The organism is Alkaliphilus serpentinus, from assembly GCF_009017255.1.
GTDB classification, from domain to species: domain Bacteria; phylum Bacillota; class Clostridia; order Peptostreptococcales; family Natronincolaceae; genus Alkaliphilus_D; species Alkaliphilus_D serpentinus.
On sequence record NZ_WBZB01000044.1, the window covers coordinates 1 to 19,020 of the forward strand.

Consider the following 19,020-nt stretch of genomic DNA (forward strand, 5'->3'; position numbering starts at 1 on the left):
AGTGTCAAAACTTGACACTACCGATTAAGAAAGGGAGGTATAAAAAATGAAAAAGATGATGAAAAAAGGTATCGGATTATCGGTTGTAGTTGCATTTTTATTGGTGTTTTTCCTAATGGGAGGCTATAGTACATTGATAGCTGAGGCAGAGGTTCCTGAAACAAATAAAGGGGAGATTAATGTTAATGGAACAGGAGTTTTAATGGTTAAGCCTGATATTGGGATAATCAATATTGGGATTGAAACTAGTGACCCTGATTCTAAAAAGGCCCAAGAGGAAAATAGTAAATTGTCTCAGCAAATAATGGAGGCTTTAAAAGCATCAGGAATCAAGGAAGAAGATATAAAAACCGCCTATTACAATATGTATCGTGAACAATATTATAACTCCTCAGAAAACAAACCTCAGCAGGGTGACTTTAAAGTAAGCCATAGTTTTGAAGTAACTGTTAAGGATATTGATAAGGTTGGTTCAACAGTAGACACAGCAGTGTCAGCAGGAGCAAATAATATCAATCAAATTAGATTTACTGTATCAAATACCGAAAAATACTATAACGAAGCACTAAAACTTGCTGTTAACAATGCAGCAGGCAAAGCAAGTACCATTGCAGAAACCCTTGGAGTAACCATTAGTAAGCCAATGAAGGTTACAGAGTCAGGATATAGTGAGCCAACCTATAACAAGTATATGGATGTACGGATGGAAGCTGCCATGGATTCCACACCTATAACAGCGGGTGAGTTGGAAATAAGAGCCCATGTAAGTGTAACCTATGGATATTAATAAATTGAAAATTGTAAATTGAAAATTGAAATGTTTTTTAACCACATGAATGGCTAGTGCCTTAGCAGATAATTCCTAAAAAAGAACTACGAATAATCATTAGTTAAAAGACCATAAATTACAAAAAGATAGTAGATGAAGCACTATAGCTTATCTGCTATCTTTTTCTGTTTGAGGACTATATAAATGTCAATAATTATAATAGATTTAAATTTTACTAGGGAGAAAATACATGTTAAAATATTGATAACTACCATGTGGAGGGAATGAAGAATTTATGATAGATAATCGAATTGTTATAATTGATGGAAATAGTTTAATCAATAGAGCCTATTATGCTTTGCCTCCTTTAATTACCAAGGAGGGACAATATACCAATGCTCTCTATGGCTTTATAACCATGCTCTTAAAAATCTATGATGATTATGACCCAGAGTACATAGGGGTAGCCTTTGATTTAAAGGCCCCCACCTTTAGACATAAGGAATTTACGGATTACAAGCTAGGCAGAAAGAAAATGCTTCCTGAACTAGCTCAACAGCTGGAGCCTTTAAAGAAGGTTTTGGATGCTATGAATATTTATAGGGTTGAAATTGAAGGCTTTGAGGCTGATGATTTGATTGGAACCTTATCCAACTACTGTCAAAAAAGAGAAATGGAATGCTTGATAGTTACCGGCGATCGAGATGCCCTACAGTTGGCCTCCAAAACTACAAAAATCCTTATAACCAAAAAGGGAATATCCAATTTGGCTATATATGATGATGCTCAGGTTATGGAGGAATATCAGGTGACTCCCCTTCAGTTTATTGATGTAAAGGGATTAATGGGAGATAAGTCTGATAATATACCTGGGGTTCCAGGTATTGGAGAGAAAACTGCCATAAAGCTAATAAACCAGTTTGGTTCTGTTGAAGAATTAATAAAGAATACCCATGAAATAACCTCTAGTAAAGTGAGGGAAAAAATTGAAGCCCATATAGATGATATAGTCCTCAGTAAGCGTCTGGCCACTATTATTACTGAAGTTCCGGTGGAAATAGACATTGATCATTTAAAGAGAAAAGATGTTAACTATCAGGAAATCATTGAGCTCTTTAAAGAGTATGAGTTCAATAGCTTAATTAATCGTTTCTCCAACAAAGAGGTTCAAGAGGTTCAAGAGGTTTCTGCAGATAGCTATGTAATCATTCAAAACATAGACCAGTTGGAGGCTGCTAAAAAGAAGTTAATGGATTCAGAGGTAATAGCCATTAATACCATAGATTACGGCTCTGATAGAATTACCGATGGCCTATTGGCCATTACCCTGGCAACATCTGATGAAGAGGTTTATGTAATAGATTTTAGGGATACCAATGATGGTAAAATCATCGAAACACTGAAGGAAATCCTGGAGGATGAAAAGACCTCTATAATCTGTCATGATGCTAAGGAGAAAATCATTCATTTTAGCACCTATGACATTAATATTCAGGGTATTACCTTCGATACCATGATCGGAGAGTATTTAATAGATCCTGCAAAATCCTCCTATAGCCTACTGGATTTATCATTATTGTATTTTAACGAAAGAATCACAGATATTGATGAACTAAAGGGTAAAGGGAAGCAGGCGATAAAAATCATAGACATTGATAAGGATCAATTATACAAAAGTCTATATCAACAAGTGAGGGCGGTTCAAAAGCTGACTCCACTTATACAAGAAAAAATCAAAGACCTTAACCTAGAAAGGCTTTTCTATGAAGTAGAGCTTCCCCTTGCTTCAGTTTTGGCCTCTATGGAGCTAGTAGGTATCAAGGTGGATCAGAATATTCTTTTATCTTTAGAAAAGGAATTTGGAGAAAAGATTAATCAGTTAACCTCAGAGATTTATACCTTAGCTGAAACAGAATTTAACATAAATTCACCAAAGCAATTGGGAGAGGTGCTATTTGATAAGCTGGGATTACCACCAATTAAGAAGACTAAAACGGGATACTCCACCAATGCCGAAGTATTAGATAAACTAATGGATCGTCACGAGATCATCGGTAAGATTGTGGAATATAGACAATTAACAAAGCTAAAGTCTACCTATGTTGATGGGCTATTAAAGATCATTAATTCCACTACTGGAAGAATCCATTCTAGCTTTAATCAAACGGTTACCACCACTGGAAGAATTTCCAGTACAGAGCCCAATCTACAAAATATACCTGTTCGGTTGGAAATGGGTAGACAGCTTCGGAAGGTATTTATTGCTGAAGAGGGTTATACCTTGGTGGATGCTGACTATTCCCAAATTGAACTTAGGGTTTTAGCAGATATATCTGAAGATAAGAACCTACTGGATGCCTTTGAAAAAAATCAGGATATTCACACAAGAACAGCTTCGGAAATCTTCAATGTTCAGATGGATGAGGTAACCTCTTCAATGAGAAGCAGTGCTAAGGCAGTAAATTTTGGCATAGTATATGGTATTAGTGATTTTGGTTTAGGAGAAAATCTCAATATTTCTAGGGCAAAGGCAAAGGAATATATTGAAAGCTATCTAGATAAGTATCAGGGGGTTAAAAGGTATATGGAGGAAATCGTCGCAAGTGCAAAGGCCAACGGCTATGTATTAACCCTCCTAAACAGAAGACGTTATCTACCAGAAATCCATTCCAGCAACTATAATGTAAGGTCCTTTGGGGAAAGAATGGCTATGAATACCCCTATACAAGGGACAGCTGCTGATATCATTAAAATTGCCATGGTGAAGGTCCATAAAAATTTAAAAAAGAATGGCTTGAGTTCGAGGTTAATATTACAGGTTCATGATGAGCTTATTGTTGAAGCCCTTCAGGAAGAAACAGAGAAGGCAGCAGAAATTCTGAAGAATTCAATGGAGGAGGCCATGGAGCTAAAAGCAAAGCTTAAGGTTGATCTTTCTACTGGTTCTTCATGGTACGAGGCAAAATAAGGAGTAGGTTATATGGGTAGAATAATTGGTTTGACAGGTGGAATTGCCAGCGGAAAAAGTACAGCTTCAAAGATTCTGATGGAATTAGGAGCATTTGCTATTGATGCCGATATCATCTCTAGAAGAATTGTTGAATTAGGGACTCCTACATTAAAGGAGATTAAAAAAACCTTTGGAGACGAATATTTCAATAGTGTTGGAGAATTAAATAGAAGGAAGCTAGGAAATTATGTATTCCAAAATAAAGAAGCCCTTGAAAAACTCAATGAAATTACCCATCCAGCAATACTAAAGGAGATAGAAAGAGAAATAATAAAAAATAAAAAGACTTCCCCTAAAGGGGTAATCATCCTAGATGCAGCCCTTTTAATTGAGATGGGTTTGCATTCATTGGTTCAGGAAGTATGGCTGGTTACAACAACAAGGGAACAACAGCTAAGTAGATTAATAGACAGAGACAAATTAACATTTGAGGCTGCTGAAGACAGAATCCTTTCTCAGATGAGTCAGGAGGAAAAGCGACCATATGCAGATAGAATAATTGATAATTCTGGTACCTATCAGGAGCTAAGGGAACAAATTTTTGCTCTTTGGAGGGAAATAACGGAAATATAAATCTTCGGAGGGAAATTCATTGATAATATATATAGGCAAAGGCCTTCGTTTTCTTCTTTATACAGTAATAATCATAGTTGTGTCATGGTTGCTTTTTGTAAACAGTATGTGGGTCATAAAGCAGATCTATCCCTTCCACTATAGGGCTGAGATCGAAAGGTATTCAAAGGAGTATAATTTAGATCCTTATCTTATTGCTGCCATTATAAAAAACGAGAGTAAATTTAACCCTGAAGCAATATCCAGAAAGGAAGCAAAGGGTTTAATGCAGATTGCTCCAATAACAGGACAATGGGCAGCGGAAAAGTTAGGAATAAAGGATTATAGTGAGGATAGATTGTTTGAGCCCCATTTAAATATCAGGATGGGCTGCTGGTATTTGGATATTCTTCATAAGGAATTTGATGGAAGGCTACCTCTAATGATTGCCGCATATAATGCAGGAAATGGTAATGTAAGTAAGTGGCTAGAGGACCCTCAATACAGTAAAAATAGGGTAACACTGGATTATATTCCCTTTCCAGAAACCAGAATATACCTGAGGAAGGTCCTTAGAGATTATAATAGATATCATATTATATATGAAGAGGGATTAAGGGGTGTAGCATCTTACATTTGGAGGGAGTATATTAAGGTTCATATTTAAGAAATTGAAAATGGAAGATGAGAAGCTGAATGGTAAATGTTGAATGTTGAATGTTGAATGTTGAATGTTGAATGTTGAATTGACGTATAAATTTGCATGGCAAATTTTGAGGTTAATCTTTTTTTCATTCTCAATTTTCAATTTTAGGGTTTGTGGGGCTTTTATAAGCCTTTTTTCTACGGAAAAAACCTAATTTTAACAAGGTATAAATATCTATTTAAAGAAGCTACCAAATAATATATAATTGAAGGGAAGATATTAAAGGGATCGTTAAAGGGGGACATACTTAAATGAAGAAAAAGGTTCTAGTTCTATTTCTCATATTGATTTTGGCAATAACTGGCTGTTCAACTCAAGAACCAGTAGAAGAGCCCAATGATGAGGAAGAAATTGTTGAAAATTACCTGCCTGCTGAAGGGGGTACTCTAAACCTCACCATAACAAGGTTTAACAATTTGAACCCATTATTCAATAACAACAGAAGCTTAAATCAGCTTCATAAACTAATTTATCAAGGTTTATTGAAGTTCAACGATAAGGTAGATTTAGAAGGAGTTTTAGCAGAAAAATGGGAAGTTTCCCAAGATGGACAAAGCATAGATTTTACATTGAGAAAGGATGTTAAATGGCATGATGGGGAAGCCTTTACTGCAGAGGATGTCATATTCACCTTTGATGCGATAAAGGGAAATATTGACAAAATTAGCAATCCATCGGTTTATAATATCAGCATAAAGCATATTTCAGATATCAAGATTTTACAAGAAAATGTTCTTAGAGTAACCTTTACAAGGCCCTTTAGTAATGGACTAGAGGTAATGACCTTTCCGATACTACCTAAGCACCTTTTCGAAGAGAAGGATTTGAAGTTAATGCTTAGTGAAGATTTTCCTTTAATTGGGACAGGCCCTTATAAATTAAAGGATTATCAGAAAATGAGAGCTATCACTTTAATGAAGAATCAAGAATATTGGGGAGCAAAACCCTATATAAACGAGATACAGGTTAGCATAGTACCTGATAGAGCTGCCCAACTTTCGATATTTGAAAACGAAGAAATTCATGTAGCCGAACCCACCACCCTTGATTGGGGTAAATATGTTGACCATAAGGATATAAGGGTTTTTGAGTATGCAAGTAATAAGTATGAGTTTATAGGCTTTAATTTTAGAAATCCAGTTCTTCAGGATATTAATATAAGAAGGGCTATTGCCTACGGAATTGATCGTCACAAGCTGATAAGTAATGTTTATATGGGTCATGGGACTGCTGTAGATGTACCAATTTTTCCTGAATCATGGCTATATGATGAAAATAGTATAAAGTATGGCTATGATACTGCAAAGGCCAAGGAAGCATTGGAGGCTTCAGGATATCATTTAAGAGAAGGTAGCGTTAGAAGTAATGAGGATGGAGAAGCCCTAAAGCTTAAACTGATTACCAATAAAGATAATCCATTAAGGGAAAGAACTGCCCATTTCATTAAAGAGGAGCTAACTGCTTTAGGTATAGAGGTTGAGGTTCAATTATTAGACTGGGAAGAGTTTAATAATGCATTAAACACCGATGAATATGATATGATTCTTGGGGGTTGGGAGCTTTCAATGGGTCAAGATTTAGCCTTTGCCTTCCATTCATCCCATATAGGAGATACAAACTTTATTGCCTATGAAAGTGAAGAAATGGACTTATTGTTGGAAGACGCCTTTAAAGCAACCACTAGGGAAGAGAAGGTAGCTAAGTATTCGGAAGTTCAGCAGCTGATTATAAATGACTTACCATACTTTAGCTTGTTCTTCCAAAACAGAGCTTTACTTGTGAAGAAAAGTGTTTATGGAGATTTTGATCCTAGAATGGATGATATATACAATGACATTGAAGACTGGTATATTAATAGGGTTGAGGACCCAGCAGGGAATTAATAGTGAAGAATGTAGAATTAGAATTATGATTTAAGAGTTAATAAAGATGCAAATATAAGGGTAATTTTAGGGTTTGTATTAAAGGGTCAGATATCTGACCCTTTTTATATTTCCCGGGAAAATAAATCAGGAGATAAGATCTTTATAAATCAAAATGGATTTTGTTTGTCAAATTCCTACAGCAATTCAACATTCAACATTTAACTTTCAACATTCAAAGTCCCCCTTCCTCTTCTGGTGCTTATTGTATATTGACTTTCCCAAGGAGGGATATTATAATTAATAAAGTACCAAGGAAAAACAATGCGGATGTGGTGGAATCGGCAGACACGCTATCTTGAGGGGGTAGTGAGCTACGCTCGTATGGGTTCAAGTCCCGTCATCCGCACCATTATTTTTTCTGAAATATTCGTGTAACCTCTATTTTGAACCTACAACATGTTTACGGGAGTTTTATACTAGCTATGGAAATCAAGCCCAGAGTAAGACCTGATGAGGCAGGGGAAGATTGAAGTATCTATGCGAACACCCACCTATCGAGAGGATAGGTGTCAAAATAAGGTGGACGGTATTTCGGATCTCAACTTAAATAACGATTAAAAGGGTATTCTGATAGGATAAATATTATATCAGAATACCCTTTCTTATTTAATAGGACAAGTTCTCTTTTAATTAATATTCTTCATTATATATAAAGCTTACTTATAATCTATAAGCTCAAATTTAGCATTTTGATTTACGTATTTTAGCATAATTTTACTTTCATCGGCTGTATACCAAGCATACATGTCGGGTACTGAGCCTTTACCAGTATATCTGAACATTACCTTGAAGGCTTCAAATTCTCCATAGGGAACCTCTACTAACTCCTTAGCAACTACTTTAATAGAGTAGGGAGCCACCTGAGCTGAGACTGGTATTACGATATTGATGCTTTGTTGAAAGTCCTCTTCAAGGGCAAGATTTCTTACCATCATTAATACAGATTCATTATCCACGATATTTTTCGGAAGCTTAACCTCTTTTTCTTGAACCTTTCCTTCGCTATTAATATTTAACTTTAGAACATCCTCTTGATATTCACCCTTTATCTCGGTTTCCTTTCTAGTGGCCTCAGGAGGAGGTTTTTGGATGTAATAGGTGGAAAGGGGAAGGAAGCTACTGGTATCCACAAAGGCACCAGAATTTGTAACACCACCCTGAACTTCTGTATAAGAATCCACCTTATACACAGAATCATCAGTCCTTTCAATGGTAAACACTACCTCAGAGATTACAGAATCATTTACAGATAAATTATATACAGCCTTCTCTTGATCCTTCCATGCCAGTGAATATTCAGCCGGCTTACCAGAATCTCCACTACATCCAATTAAAAGGGAAGATAGAAGGAAACTCAATAGAAAAACCCTTATTCTTTTCATTAGCAAAACCTCCTCTACAATTAAAGCCAACGGTGTAGCAACTTTTTAATACATATAAGGTAACATATCTTAGAAATAATAGCAATATTTATTGGGATGTGACAGTTGTTAAAGGACGGTAAAAGAAGCTGAGCCAATCCCACAAGAAGGGTTTTCCTATGGAATCATTATCATCCAATAGGGCATTATTCATTGACAATAAAACCTACAATCAATATACTAGGTATATAGCTAAATTAGTGTAGATTAAAGAGTTATAGTGACGAATTTCATGAATAATTGCAGAAATAGTTGGTTAGGGATTTGAAGGGAGAAGCTAATGAATAAAAAAAGAAACAAAATTTGGATGGTTATTACCATTATATTAAGCTTCATAGTAATTATAACTGCATTATATGGCTATAGGCTCTATGACAAGTATAAGGAAACCTTAAGAAATATCTCTGAGATGGATGATGAAGAATCCCTATTAGATGAAAATCATGAAACAAACAGCCAAGAACCATTTATATTACTGGTTTATGGTATTAGTGAGAGAATAAATGACAAAGGCCACTCCGATACCATGCTTCTAGCATTGGTGGACCCTAAAGAGGTTAAGGTACAGTTGATATCCATTCCAAGGGATGCCTATGTAGATATACCAGGATATAAAATGGATAAGCTGAATGTTACCTATCCCCGCGGTGGGTCAAAGCTTATGATTGATACCTTGGAGAATTGGTTAGATATCGAGATCAGTGGTTTTGTATCTATAAACTTTGAGGGCTTTATTAATTTGGTTGATTTATTTGGTGGGATAGAGGTAGATGTCGATAGGTCGATGAGTTATGACGATCCCTATGATGGAACCCGAATAAGAATATCCCCGGGTAAACAGGTTCTAGATGGGAAGAATGCTTTAGATTTTGTTCGTTTTAGATATAGTAATGATGGAAGACATTCTAGTGATTATGAAAGAATGGATCGTCAACAGCAGGCATTAAAGGCACTGGCCAACAAGCTCACTATTATGAATTCATTACCCAGGTTGTTCAGTATGATGGATATTTTAAGTGATCATGTAAAAACCTCTTTACCACCCCAAAGGATAGAGGAATATATCAAAACCTTTAAAGGAATAAAGGCTGAGAATATTGTTACGGATTCCATTCAGGGAGAGGGACATAAGGTGAATGAACTATGGTATGAGAAAATACCCGATGAAGAGGTTAATCGAATAAGGAAGCTTATAGAAGATTTTCTCAGTAGAGCAGAAAATATTGAATAGAATATATACAAAAACATCAATTTTCAAGAATATTGTAAAAAATTTCTTGAAGGTTGATGTTTCATTTTGTATAATTACTATATAAAGTGGGTAAAAATGTATTTTGACTTGAAACATAAAATAGGCAATATAACCCATTTAATCTTGTACATAAGAGGATTAATATTAAGACAAGCATGCATCTATTGTAGAGCATCAGTGGACATAAGCAGTTTATAGTTATAGCTGCTATTTTTATTTAATAGGCTCTTGTTACCTATTAAATGGGGGGTTTTAAGGGGCAACCCCCTTGTGTTTAATAAAATCTATTAATTTCAAAATAAGGGTGGATGACTATGGATTATATACAGTTAGAAAAATATCATATAACGGATACCTTTAAGAAAAGTGAAAAACAGGATATCTTTATTGGAAATGCTAAAGATGATGAAACCAACACTGTTATTATTAATACTATAAAGGATAAGAGTTTCATTAAACTACTGAACTCCATGGATCTTGATGAGCTACAGAATATCCTTTTGAATCTAGAGCTTATAAAGGGTAATGGGGAGAATGTAGGGGAAGAAGGAGAGGAAAGGGAGGAAATTACCCTGGTAACCAGCCTTCAAAGTGGAACCCCAATGGAAAACTACCTAGAAGAAAATGATCTATCCTTAAAGGAAAGAATGAATTTAGCGCTAGAATATATGAAGGAAATATTAAAATATAAAAGCTTAAGCCCAGTCCTTCAAAGTATCTTTGTGGATGAAACCCAGCTAGTTAGTGATGAAGGAAGGATTTTATTTGATGAATTGTTGATTATTGAGGATGAGGCTATAGAGAATGTTGATTTTAACAGAGTCTGTAGAAAAGTTGGCAATGTTTTATATAAGTTGATTTTTAGTGAAGGTATTTATAGGGATTCCAATCTCATTACTGCTGAGCTTACAGATTTTATAGACTGTCTGAGAAACAACAATCATACCTTAACCAGTCTCGATGAGCTGATGATAGAATTTCGTAAGCACTATATTTATTACGTTTGCATGGAGGAAATGAACAAGGAGGATGCAGTACCTTCTAAGACCCCCCTTAAAGATCAACGGATTATTCAGTATGGGGGTAAAAATAGGAAGAGGCGGAGATTAAAATATGCTTTACCAATGGCTATTATCCTATTAATCGCCTTTGGAGTAATCTATAGGCTTCAAGGCTCTCCAGAGGTTGAAGGGGATGATTACATAGAACCAGCTGCTGCGGCTGTGACAGAAACCGAGGATGCAGCTAAGCCCATTGCAGAATTTGAACTAATAAAGTCGGAGGACCAATGGAGGTTTATAAATAAGAGCACTACTGATGGTGAAGATATTGTTATAGAGGAGTACCTATGGGAGATTAGTAAGGGAGGTACTATACTTCAGGAGATTAAGACGGAAAATATAACCCTAAAGTTTAAAGATCCGGGTATTTATAAAATCGATTTATTGGTAAGAGATAGCATGAATCAATGGAGCGACAGATACTCAATGGAGGTATATATCAGCCAAGAATCAGCAGAAGATCCCTTTAATAATTATTTAGATTTTAAGCTATCCTATGACGATAGGAAAGTAGAAATCGATGATGAGAAAACCAGAAATGAAGATATATCCTACAAAATTATTGGTGTAGAACCAACCACCCTATCCTTAAAGGAGATCGGATATTCCTCCAATGGAACCCTGAGCTTTTGGCTTATGGCAAACTCAACCGATACAATGACCATTAATCTACAGGGCTATTATCAAGATAACTTGATAATAACAGAGGATTTAAACCATAAGCATCAGGCCAATGGCACCTGGGAAATGGTTAAGTTTCAGCTGGTCAGCAGGGTTGATACAGTTGAAATCACCTTTGAGGACTATACCCATAGCCTGTGGGTTGGAGACATAGCATTGGAATTATATAAATAATAAATACAACTTCATTTTTAATGTTGAATGTTAAATGTTGAATGTTGAATTGTTGTGGCTTCAAAATATCGAAGCATTTATAGGAAGCTAGAGCAAAAAAAGAACAGTGAGGAAAGTTAGCTGAAATGTGGAAAATTAGCTAGCTTTCCATCGAGTATAACACACCAGACTATATGGGGTGTTTTTTTATGCCCTAATTTGCCGAGGTATCACTGGGGACCTGTAGCCCCTTCTTAGAGAATATGGGGAATATAAACAAGGGAATGATGATGAAATTGGCCAAGGCAATATAGGTATAGATGTTCAGCATTCTAAATAGGAAGAATAAATCATTTCCTATGAAATATCCCAATACAAAAACCAAGCCGCTTACATAGTAAACGATTTTTCTAGTTTCAATCTTCATATCCCTTATGATACTAAGCATTGCATAAAAGGTGATGACATATTTTAAATACCAGCCTCCTACAATTTGCAGCATTACAAAAAGCTCCCCCATCTCTAAAAACCTAAAATGGCTAACCAGCTGGGTTTGGAAGAGATTGGGATAGGTCATATAATTGACAAAATGCACATCAAAGGTCATAAATAGTCCGGTTAAGGATACTAAATGGATTTGAAAGGCAAATAGTAGACTATAAATTAAGTACTTCACCAGCTTTTTTGTTTCTCCCAGCTTTTTTAGATAGGGGAGTATAGTTAAGGAGCCTCCAAATAAAGCTAAAATCTGAAGGGTACATTTTATAAAGCCCACAGTTAAGCCTCTATCAAATATAGGGAATAGGTAATCGAAACGTTTATATTGGGCTGTCAACATAGCCAGATTAATTCCTGATATGGTTACAAGGGTGATACCAATAAGGGTAACAGTTATAATGGCGACTAAATCTCTTTTTACTGTATATAAGGTGGCGGGAATAAAAAATAATAGGAAATACCATATGGGAGTATCAATCAGCATATGGTTATGAAGGGAATTGGAAAATACTGCAGCCGATTCCACAAGGGTTAAAAAAAAGGTTACTACCAGCAATCCAACTAAAAAGCTCCCCAAAGATTTCCCCACTGCAGAGGTATAGATACGATAAACATTAAAGCAATTATGTTTTAAAGCCCCTTTAACTACATATACTATGAAGGCTAAAAAAATAATTGAGGCAATGATCATAGCCACCCAGCTATCTCTACCACCATTTTTCGTATAGATGGTGGGATAGGTTTTAATAGAAACAATCATTGTGGCTAATACTAAAAAGGGAATGTGTTTCGAGTTGAATTTATCCATAAGCTAAAACTCCTTTACATAAATTTATAAGCCGTAGTAGTATTACCTAATTTTTCAAATTTAAATCTTCAATTTTACCTTAGGGCTGGTGTTGAACTTGAGCAAGAAGGAAATTTATCATAAAAAATATAACAATAGAATGGAGTTTTTAAATAAAGAGTTTAAAGGCTCCTTTGACTTTAAATGCAGAGAGCTACAACTAGAGATGGGAAAAGCTTGTGTTGTTTACCTAGATAGTATAGTAGACGCAAACTATATCAGTGATTACATAATAAGACCTCTTATTAATATGGAGCTTAAAGTAGCAGATGTAAAAAATGTAAAATTTGAGCTATATAGTCATATAGTTGAGACTGTTAACCATGAAATAGAAATGATAGAGGCTGTTTTAGCTGGAAATACAATTGTTTTACTAGATTTTTGTGAGGAAATACTCTCCTGTAGTGGAAGAAAATTTCAAGTTAGAGCCATAGAGGAGCCTCCTACCGAAACCGTCATTAAAGGCTCTAGGGAAGGCTTTAACGAAAATGTAACAGTGGGTTGTAGCTTAATTCGAAAAAGACTGAAGGATTCAAATTTAAAGCTAGAGTCCATCTTTGTTGGCGATAAAAATAATCAAGTGATTGTTATGGCCTATATTGAAGGGGTAGCTCCCCAAAAAATAATTGATTATGTGAAAAAAGAGATTAATAATATTAAAAACGATTATGTTTTTCATCAAAATATTATTGAAGAAAGATTAAAGACAAAGTATACCGCCTTCGATACCGTAGGCTATACCGAAAAGCCCGATATTCTTGTTTCTAAGCTTGTGGAGGGTAGAGTTGGAATTATAATGGAGGGAACCACCTTTGCCATTTTTGCACCCTACTTCTTTGTTGAAAATATTATTATGGCGGATGATTATTATTTAAACAAATATGGCCAGAATTATTTTAGACTTGTTCGATGGATATCCGCATTGATATCCTTAACCCTACCGGGCTTGTATGTGGCCCTTACCACCCATCATTTCAGCTTAATTCCCTCTATTTTTGTCTTTCGACTGGCTGTATTAAGGGCGGGTGTTCCCTATCCAACTATTGTCGAGATTGTCATTATGATGTTCTTCTTTCAGGTTTTGAGGGAGGCGGGGGTTCGTTTGCCACAAGCCATAGGTCCAGCCATCTCTATAGTAGGTGCCCTAATACTTGGAGATGCAGCCATCCGATCGGGATTGGCCTCCAATGTGACAGTGCTGGTGGTGGCCTTATCAGCCATATCTCTATTTTTAATACAAAGCTCCATGGAGCCTTATCTATTTGGGGTAATATTATTTTAGTATCCTCTACTCTTTTAGGCCTTCCAGGCTTTTATATAGCCTTCATAGTTTTTGTAACCCATATTTCCGGCCTAAACAGCTGTGGCTACCCGTACCTCTATCCACTGGGGACAAAGAATAGCTTAAATTTTAAGGACCTACTTTTTAGAGGAAGCCTGGATTCAATTTCCCATAATATTCTTAAAAAGGATGAAAGCTAATGAAAAGGGCGATAATTTTTTTGATACTTATTACTTTTTTAATAGCTTCAATTGGCTGTAGCTATGAGGATATTAACAGGGTTATTTTTGTTATAACCATCATTATTGATGTAGATGAACATGAGATGGTTCATGTATATCTAGAGCTCTTTCATGCCTACAGAAGCAATAAGGAGAATTCTGAAATGGGACAGCGAATTATTATGAAGGAAACCGGTTCAACCATTGGTGAAGCACTGGACAAGGTAAATAAGAGCTCTAGTCAAAAATTAGTATATAGCCAAAACAAGGTGATACTTTTTACTGAGAAGGCTGTTAAGCATGGGATAGATGACTTTTTAGATTTTTTGATTAGGGATCAGGAGATGATCCTTAGGCCCTATGTGGCAGTTGTTTTAGATGATCCAGTAACATTTTTACAAACGGATATCAAGCAAAATGAATTTATCGGTCTATTTCTCTTTGATATATTTGATAGACCCCTTAGCTTTCTTGTTCCTGCTCATCAGCAATTTTTTCAAGAAATTAATAGGCGGGAAATGGGCAGAAATGTCACATTTATGACAGCAATTAAATTGAATACAGAAATCTTTCACCCCAAGATAACCAAAGCAAGCTATGCTATTTTGGAAAATGATAAGCTGGCCTTCTTTATAGAAGATAGAGAAATATTAATGGGGATGACTTTTATATTAGATACTGTCAATCAAGGAAGAATCAACATTCCCCACCCCAATTATGAGGATAAGCTGGCCTTTGTACTCATTTTAAACAGTAAGACAGCAACCTCCATAGAGTATGATGGGAACAAAATCTATTTGAAGAAAAAAATCAGTGTTAAGGGTACCCTAGATGATGCTCAGGGTGGATTGGTATTAGATAAAGCTACCGTTCCTAAAATTGAAGAGTTTACCAAAGAAGAAATCAAAAGGAGCTGTCTAAAGGCCTTTAATAAGTTTAAGGATGAGGGGATTGATGTTTTTGAAATTCGTGAGGTTTTTAATAGAGTATATCCCACCATCGATATCGATAACCCCTTGGAGCAAACCGAACTCATGGTAGAGGTGGATGTATTCATAGAGGGCAGTAGTGGTTTAACAGATTTTAATTCTCAAAATATTAAATATCCAACCTTTTAATATGGCTACCTATCCCTTTTAAGGGGTAAGAAAAAACAGACCTTGGGTACTTTTACTAATAGCTTAAGGGGATATACTGGCAGCCTGCTGTGAAGCCAGTATAGAAAGAATTTCTATTGAGTTCTCAGATATTTATAGCTAGATACCTACTATATTAAAAATTCTTTACAATTAATCGGATATATTGACTAGGAAATAACAAGATGTTAACATTAAACTGAACGGTGTTCAAATAACTGTTCGGTTTTTTGTTGTTGAAAATCTGAACTTTCTTATAGATAGAGAGCAATTTCTTAGGGGTTAGGGAGTCGATTAATTTAAGGGGGTCTCCTTATGGAGGGCTGGAAGCCAATTCAAATGTGTAAAGACAATAATGGGGTGGAATTTGAGGAACTTGTTAGAGAATTTGAGAAAAAGGTTTATAATATATCCTACTCTATAACAGAAAATAAGGATGATGCCTTAGATGTTTCTCAAGAGGTTTTTTTAAAGGTTTATAGGAGGATTCATACCTTTAGGGGTGATTCTTCTATTGCTACATGGCTCTATAGAATAACAATAAATACCTGTTGGGATTATTTGAAAAAGCGTAATAAGCAAAAGTCCAATTATACAAATTGCTTCAATGATGAAAAGCATACCCTAATAAATGCAGAGGGGGTTGATGATTGGAAAACCCCTGAGGATATCCATGATGTTAAAGAGCTTCAGGCCATCGTAAGGGAGGCAATTAACCATTTAACAGATGATCAGCGGGTTGTTGTGGTATTACGAGATCTACAACAGCTCTCCTATAATGAAATAGCTGAGATCCTCAACTGTTCACTTGGGCTTGTTAAATCTAGATTAAGTCGGGGTAGGACTAAGCTAAGGGAAATCCTGACTAATAGTCAAGAATACAGGGAATATCTAGGTGAGGGTTTTTATTATGAAAGAAAAGATAGGGAGGAAAGCTAATGAAGGAACTGGAGGCTAGGGAAAAAATTATTGCTACCACCACTGAGTTAATAAGGCTACACGGAGATGTAAGCAAAGTTACCGTAAGGGATATAGCCCTTAAGTCGGGGGTGGGGGTTGGACTAATTAACTATCATTTTACAACCAAGGAAAACTTAATCAATCAGTGTGTTCAACGGATTATTAGCGGTGTAATTGATGGATTTGAAGAATCCTATAGTAATCTAAAACTTAGTCCTAAAGAAAAATTAAAACTTCTTTTTAAGACAACAGCAGACTTTGTTGTAAAAAACTCCAGTATTTCAAGGATTTCTATGCTGTATGACCTAAGTTCAGGTAGTGTAGGAGATAATACTGATCAAGCAGGACGGGCTTATTTAAAGCTTATTAAGGAGATCTATGGAGATAAGAAGACCGAGAGGGAGTTTTTTATCATTATGCATACCCTCACTTCGGCCATACAGGTGGCCTTTTTAAGAAACACTATTTTAAAAGAGACTGGTGAATTTGATTTTTATCATGAAGAAGAAAGAAATGCCTTTATAGATTCAGTGGTGGATTCTATTTTATAAAATGGATAGACAGGGTACAGAGAAAAATTAGGAGTTGGGCCTGAGAGGATGAACGCAATCCTCTTAAGCTTTATAGCTGTGGGAACCTTAGGTTTGGTTATCAAGAAAGACTCATCATTTAAGTAAGCAAAATAAATATATACATAGATTGTCTCTAGATTGGTATTTTCATTATATTATGGGTAAAGAATATATAGTAGCCCAAAGCTAAAGAAAGGCCATCGTATAGGAGGTGAATCTTATGAGAATTGAAAAAATTGCAGATAGAATGGTTTACTCAGAAAGCACCTTTACAAAAAGAGTATTATTTTCGGAAGAAAAGGTATTAAACTTTGTGCTTAATTTAATGCCGGGGCAAAGTATACCCCCCCATAAGCATGAGGATAGCGATTTAATTCTTCATGTAATCACAGGTGGAGGGGAGCTTACCGTCAACGGAGAAACGCAAGATGTTGTAATGGGTGATGTTTTATATTGTGTTGGTGAAGATGAATTTAGCTTAAGGAATAACACCAATGAAAACCTTTCATGCTTTATTGTATTGACACCGCGACCAATCCCCAAAATCTATGCTGATGAGATTCATTCAGAAAACTAAAAAGGAATAATATAAAGTGAAATCCTTAACCGTTATGGTTAAGGATTTGCTTTTTATTAAGTGAAAAATTTCTATAGAGCAATAACGATTTTTATAGGCTAGCACCCTTTTGTAGTATATAATGGAAATGAATTTATAGTAATATACTATTTGGGAATGAGGAGTTTGTATGAATGATAAAAAAACAGGTAATTTAGCAGTTATAGCAGGGATATTTATATTTGGCATTAATTTTGTAAGTATGAAGTATTTAATAGACTATATACCTCCAACAACCCTTAGTTTTTTGAGATTTGCCATTGCCTCTATTTTCCTACTATTCATAACTAAGCTAAGGGAGATTAAAGCAAAAAACCATTATGAAATTAAAAGTGAAGATAAGGTAGCTGTTATGATTTCTGGTTTTTTGGGAGTGGCCATCTATTACTTTTTTCAGGGTATGGCATTGGTCTATATCAGTGCTTCTTTAGCTGCTTTAATTTGCTCTATGATTCCGATCTTTACTTTGCTGACCAATGTTCTTATTTATAAGAAAAAGTTAGAAGGATTTTTGGTAATAAACTTTATTGTTGCTATTATTGGAGTTCTATTAGTCCTTGATATAAAATGGGAGGATCCAATAGACTTCAATCAATTGATGGGGATGGCTTTAATGTTCATGGCTGTATTTAGTTGGATTGCATATACAATAAAGACCTATCAATTGCAAAGGAAGTATGACAGTATTTTTCTGCTTTACAAGCAAATCAACTATGGAACTATTCTGCTTTTCATAGCTTCTATCTTTAATCTTAGACAAATCATCTATATATCTATAGCTGATGAAAATTTATTACCTATACTTGCGAATCTTTTTTTCGTGGGAGTTATTTCTTCTGCCCTGGGATATCTTTTTTATATTTATGGTATGGAAAAGCTGGGAGTAGATATTGCATCTCTGTATATGAATCTAATTCCCGCAGTAACCGCTATATTTAGCTATTTTGTATTAATGGAACCTATGACAATGAAAAAAGCTATAGGAATACTTCTAGTTATTCTAAGCTTATATGCTGTATCTTTAAAGGATTGGATTCAGAATAAGAGAAGTGCTACTGTAAGAATTAGTTCATAATTAATTCTAATATACACATAATTTGGAATCAAAGTTCTACAAAAAACGACAAAGATACACAATTTTATCAATTATAATAGTTTTTGCATAGATTTAGGTTTAGTTCTAAGCTTATTTTATTAAAAAATTTGCCGGGATACAATTGCCAGAGTTGTAAAAAAGGTGATATTAAAGGAAATTTATGACGAAATATGAAGGAAATCGTGGGGTAATGTAGAATTGATGACAGTACAAGAGTACTATAAAAAAGATGTAAGGAGTATATATTAGATTCAAGAATTGT

The 19,020-nt window shown here is 35.3% G+C and carries 14 protein-coding genes, 1 tRNA gene, 1 other RNA gene and 1 pseudogene; 15 read left to right on the plus strand and 2 right to left on the minus strand.

The features are described from left to right. Window positions 1-46 precede the first annotated feature (46 nt). The 7 genes from F8153_RS12340 to ssrS all read left to right on the plus strand — a co-directional run bounded on the left by F8153_RS12340 (window position 47) and on the right by ssrS (window position 7,504). Window positions 47-787, plus strand: a complete 741-nt coding sequence (locus F8153_RS12340) for an SIMPL domain-containing protein (protein WP_151866668.1) — start codon at window positions 47-49, stop codon at window positions 785-787. A gap of 277 nt (window positions 788-1,064) precedes the next feature. Continuing rightward, window positions 1,065-3,737, plus strand: a complete 2,673-nt coding sequence (polA, locus tag F8153_RS12345; protein ID WP_151866669.1) for a DNA polymerase I — start codon at window positions 1,065-1,067, stop codon at window positions 3,735-3,737. Between the two features lie 12 nt (window positions 3,738-3,749). Further along, entirely contained in the window at window positions 3,750-4,352 is a 603-nt protein-coding gene (gene coaE, locus F8153_RS12350; protein WP_151866670.1) for a dephospho-CoA kinase, read from the plus strand. Window positions 4,353-4,371: 19 nt separating this feature from the next. Further along, a complete protein-coding gene (locus tag F8153_RS12355; protein ID WP_279237138.1) occupies window positions 4,372-4,998 on the plus strand; it encodes a lytic transglycosylase domain-containing protein in 627 nt (208 codons plus the stop codon). A gap of 290 nt (window positions 4,999-5,288) precedes the next feature. Then, on the plus strand, window positions 5,289-6,920 hold the full coding sequence (locus tag F8153_RS12360) for a peptide ABC transporter substrate-binding protein (RefSeq protein ID WP_151866671.1): 1,632 nt from the start codon (window positions 5,289-5,291) through the stop codon (window positions 6,918-6,920). Between the two features lie 305 nt (window positions 6,921-7,225). Beyond that, window positions 7,226-7,311 (plus strand) — tRNA-Leu (locus F8153_RS12365). Between the two features lie 3 nt (window positions 7,312-7,314). Next, window positions 7,315-7,504, plus strand: a non-coding RNA gene (ssrS, locus tag F8153_RS12370) — 6S RNA. Between the two features lie 114 nt (window positions 7,505-7,618). Here the strand turns inward: ssrS and F8153_RS12375 are convergent. After that, on the minus strand, window positions 7,619-8,344 hold the full coding sequence (locus F8153_RS12375) for a DUF3108 domain-containing protein (RefSeq protein ID WP_151866672.1): 726 nt from the start codon (window positions 8,342-8,344) through the stop codon (window positions 7,619-7,621). A 319-nt stretch (window positions 8,345-8,663) separates the two neighbouring features. Between F8153_RS12375 and F8153_RS12380 the strand changes: the two genes are divergently transcribed. Together F8153_RS12380 and F8153_RS12385 are read left to right on the plus strand one after the other, a co-directional pair. Next, window positions 8,664-9,614 (plus strand): LCP family protein, encoded by a 951-nt coding sequence (locus F8153_RS12380; protein WP_151866673.1) that lies wholly within the window; start codon window positions 8,664-8,666, stop codon window positions 9,612-9,614. Between the two features lie 335 nt (window positions 9,615-9,949). Then, window positions 9,950-11,551: a hypothetical protein gene (locus F8153_RS12385; RefSeq protein WP_151866674.1), complete on the plus strand. Its 1,602-nt coding sequence runs from the start codon at window positions 9,950-9,952 to the stop codon at window positions 11,549-11,551. Window positions 11,552-11,744: 193 nt separating this feature from the next. Here F8153_RS12385 and F8153_RS12390 read toward each other — a convergent pair whose 3' ends face one another. Beyond that, the gene (locus F8153_RS12390; protein WP_151866675.1) at window positions 11,745-12,836 is read right to left on the minus strand and encodes a GerAB/ArcD/ProY family transporter; all 1,092 of its coding nucleotides are present in this window, start codon (window positions 12,834-12,836) and stop codon (window positions 11,745-11,747) included. Between the two features lie 205 nt (window positions 12,837-13,041). Between F8153_RS12390 and F8153_RS12395 the strand changes: the two are divergent. The 6 genes and pseudogenes from F8153_RS12395 to F8153_RS12420 all read left to right on the plus strand — a co-directional run bounded on the left by F8153_RS12395 (window position 13,042) and on the right by F8153_RS12420 (window position 18,737). Further along, window positions 13,042-14,357 (plus strand): annotated as a pseudogene (locus F8153_RS12395) (spore germination protein). Continuing rightward, the gene (locus tag F8153_RS12400; protein ID WP_151866676.1) at window positions 14,357-15,496 is read left to right on the plus strand and encodes a Ger(x)C family spore germination protein; all 1,140 of its coding nucleotides are present in this window, start codon (window positions 14,357-14,359) and stop codon (window positions 15,494-15,496) included. The pseudogene F8153_RS12395 and the gene F8153_RS12400 overlap by 1 nt, the downstream one beginning before the upstream one ends. Window positions 15,497-15,829: 333 nt before the next feature. Then, window positions 15,830-16,453: an RNA polymerase sigma factor gene (locus F8153_RS12405; RefSeq protein WP_151866677.1), complete on the plus strand. Its 624-nt coding sequence runs from the start codon at window positions 15,830-15,832 to the stop codon at window positions 16,451-16,453. Continuing rightward, the gene (locus F8153_RS12410) at window positions 16,453-17,025 is read left to right on the plus strand and encodes a TetR/AcrR family transcriptional regulator (RefSeq protein ID WP_151866678.1); all 573 of its coding nucleotides are present in this window, start codon (window positions 16,453-16,455) and stop codon (window positions 17,023-17,025) included. The genes F8153_RS12405 and F8153_RS12410 overlap by 1 nt, the downstream gene beginning before the upstream one ends. A 241-nt stretch (window positions 17,026-17,266) precedes the next feature. Continuing rightward, window positions 17,267-17,623: a cupin domain-containing protein gene (locus F8153_RS12415; RefSeq protein ID WP_151866679.1), complete on the plus strand. Its 357-nt coding sequence runs from the start codon at window positions 17,267-17,269 to the stop codon at window positions 17,621-17,623. A gap of 169 nt (window positions 17,624-17,792) precedes the next feature. Then, a complete protein-coding gene (locus tag F8153_RS12420; protein ID WP_151866680.1) occupies window positions 17,793-18,737 on the plus strand; it encodes a DMT family transporter in 945 nt (314 codons plus the stop codon). Window positions 18,738-19,020 lie beyond the last annotated feature (283 nt).

Coding starts and splice junctions, on each gene's coding strand:
- F8153_RS12340 (WP_151866668.1), top strand. CDS start 47: ATGAAAAAGATGATGAAAAAAGGTATCGGATTATCGGTTGTAGTTGCA.
- F8153_RS12405 (WP_151866677.1), top strand. CDS start 15,830: ATGGAGGGCTGGAAGCCAATTCAAATGTGTAAAGACAATAATGGGGTG.
- F8153_RS12360 (WP_151866671.1), top strand. CDS start 5,289: ATGAAGAAAAAGGTTCTAGTTCTATTTCTCATATTGATTTTGGCAATA.
- F8153_RS12420 (WP_151866680.1), top strand. CDS start 17,793: ATGAATGATAAAAAAACAGGTAATTTAGCAGTTATAGCAGGGATATTT.
- F8153_RS12400 (WP_151866676.1), top strand. CDS start 14,357: ATGAAAAGGGCGATAATTTTTTTGATACTTATTACTTTTTTAATAGCT.
- F8153_RS12410 (WP_151866678.1), top strand. CDS start 16,453: ATGAAGGAACTGGAGGCTAGGGAAAAAATTATTGCTACCACCACTGAG.
- F8153_RS12390 (WP_151866675.1), bottom strand. CDS start 12,836: ATGGATAAATTCAACTCGAAACACATTCCCTTTTTAGTATTAGCCACA.
- coaE (WP_151866670.1), top strand. CDS start 3,750: ATGGGTAGAATAATTGGTTTGACAGGTGGAATTGCCAGCGGAAAAAGT.
- F8153_RS12380 (WP_151866673.1), top strand. CDS start 8,664: ATGAATAAAAAAAGAAACAAAATTTGGATGGTTATTACCATTATATTA.
- F8153_RS12415 (WP_151866679.1), top strand. CDS start 17,267: ATGAGAATTGAAAAAATTGCAGATAGAATGGTTTACTCAGAAAGCACC.
- polA (WP_151866669.1), top strand. CDS start 1,065: ATGATAGATAATCGAATTGTTATAATTGATGGAAATAGTTTAATCAAT.
- F8153_RS12375 (WP_151866672.1), bottom strand. CDS start 8,344: ATGAAAAGAATAAGGGTTTTTCTATTGAGTTTCCTTCTATCTTCCCTT.
- F8153_RS12385 (WP_151866674.1), top strand. CDS start 9,950: ATGGATTATATACAGTTAGAAAAATATCATATAACGGATACCTTTAAG.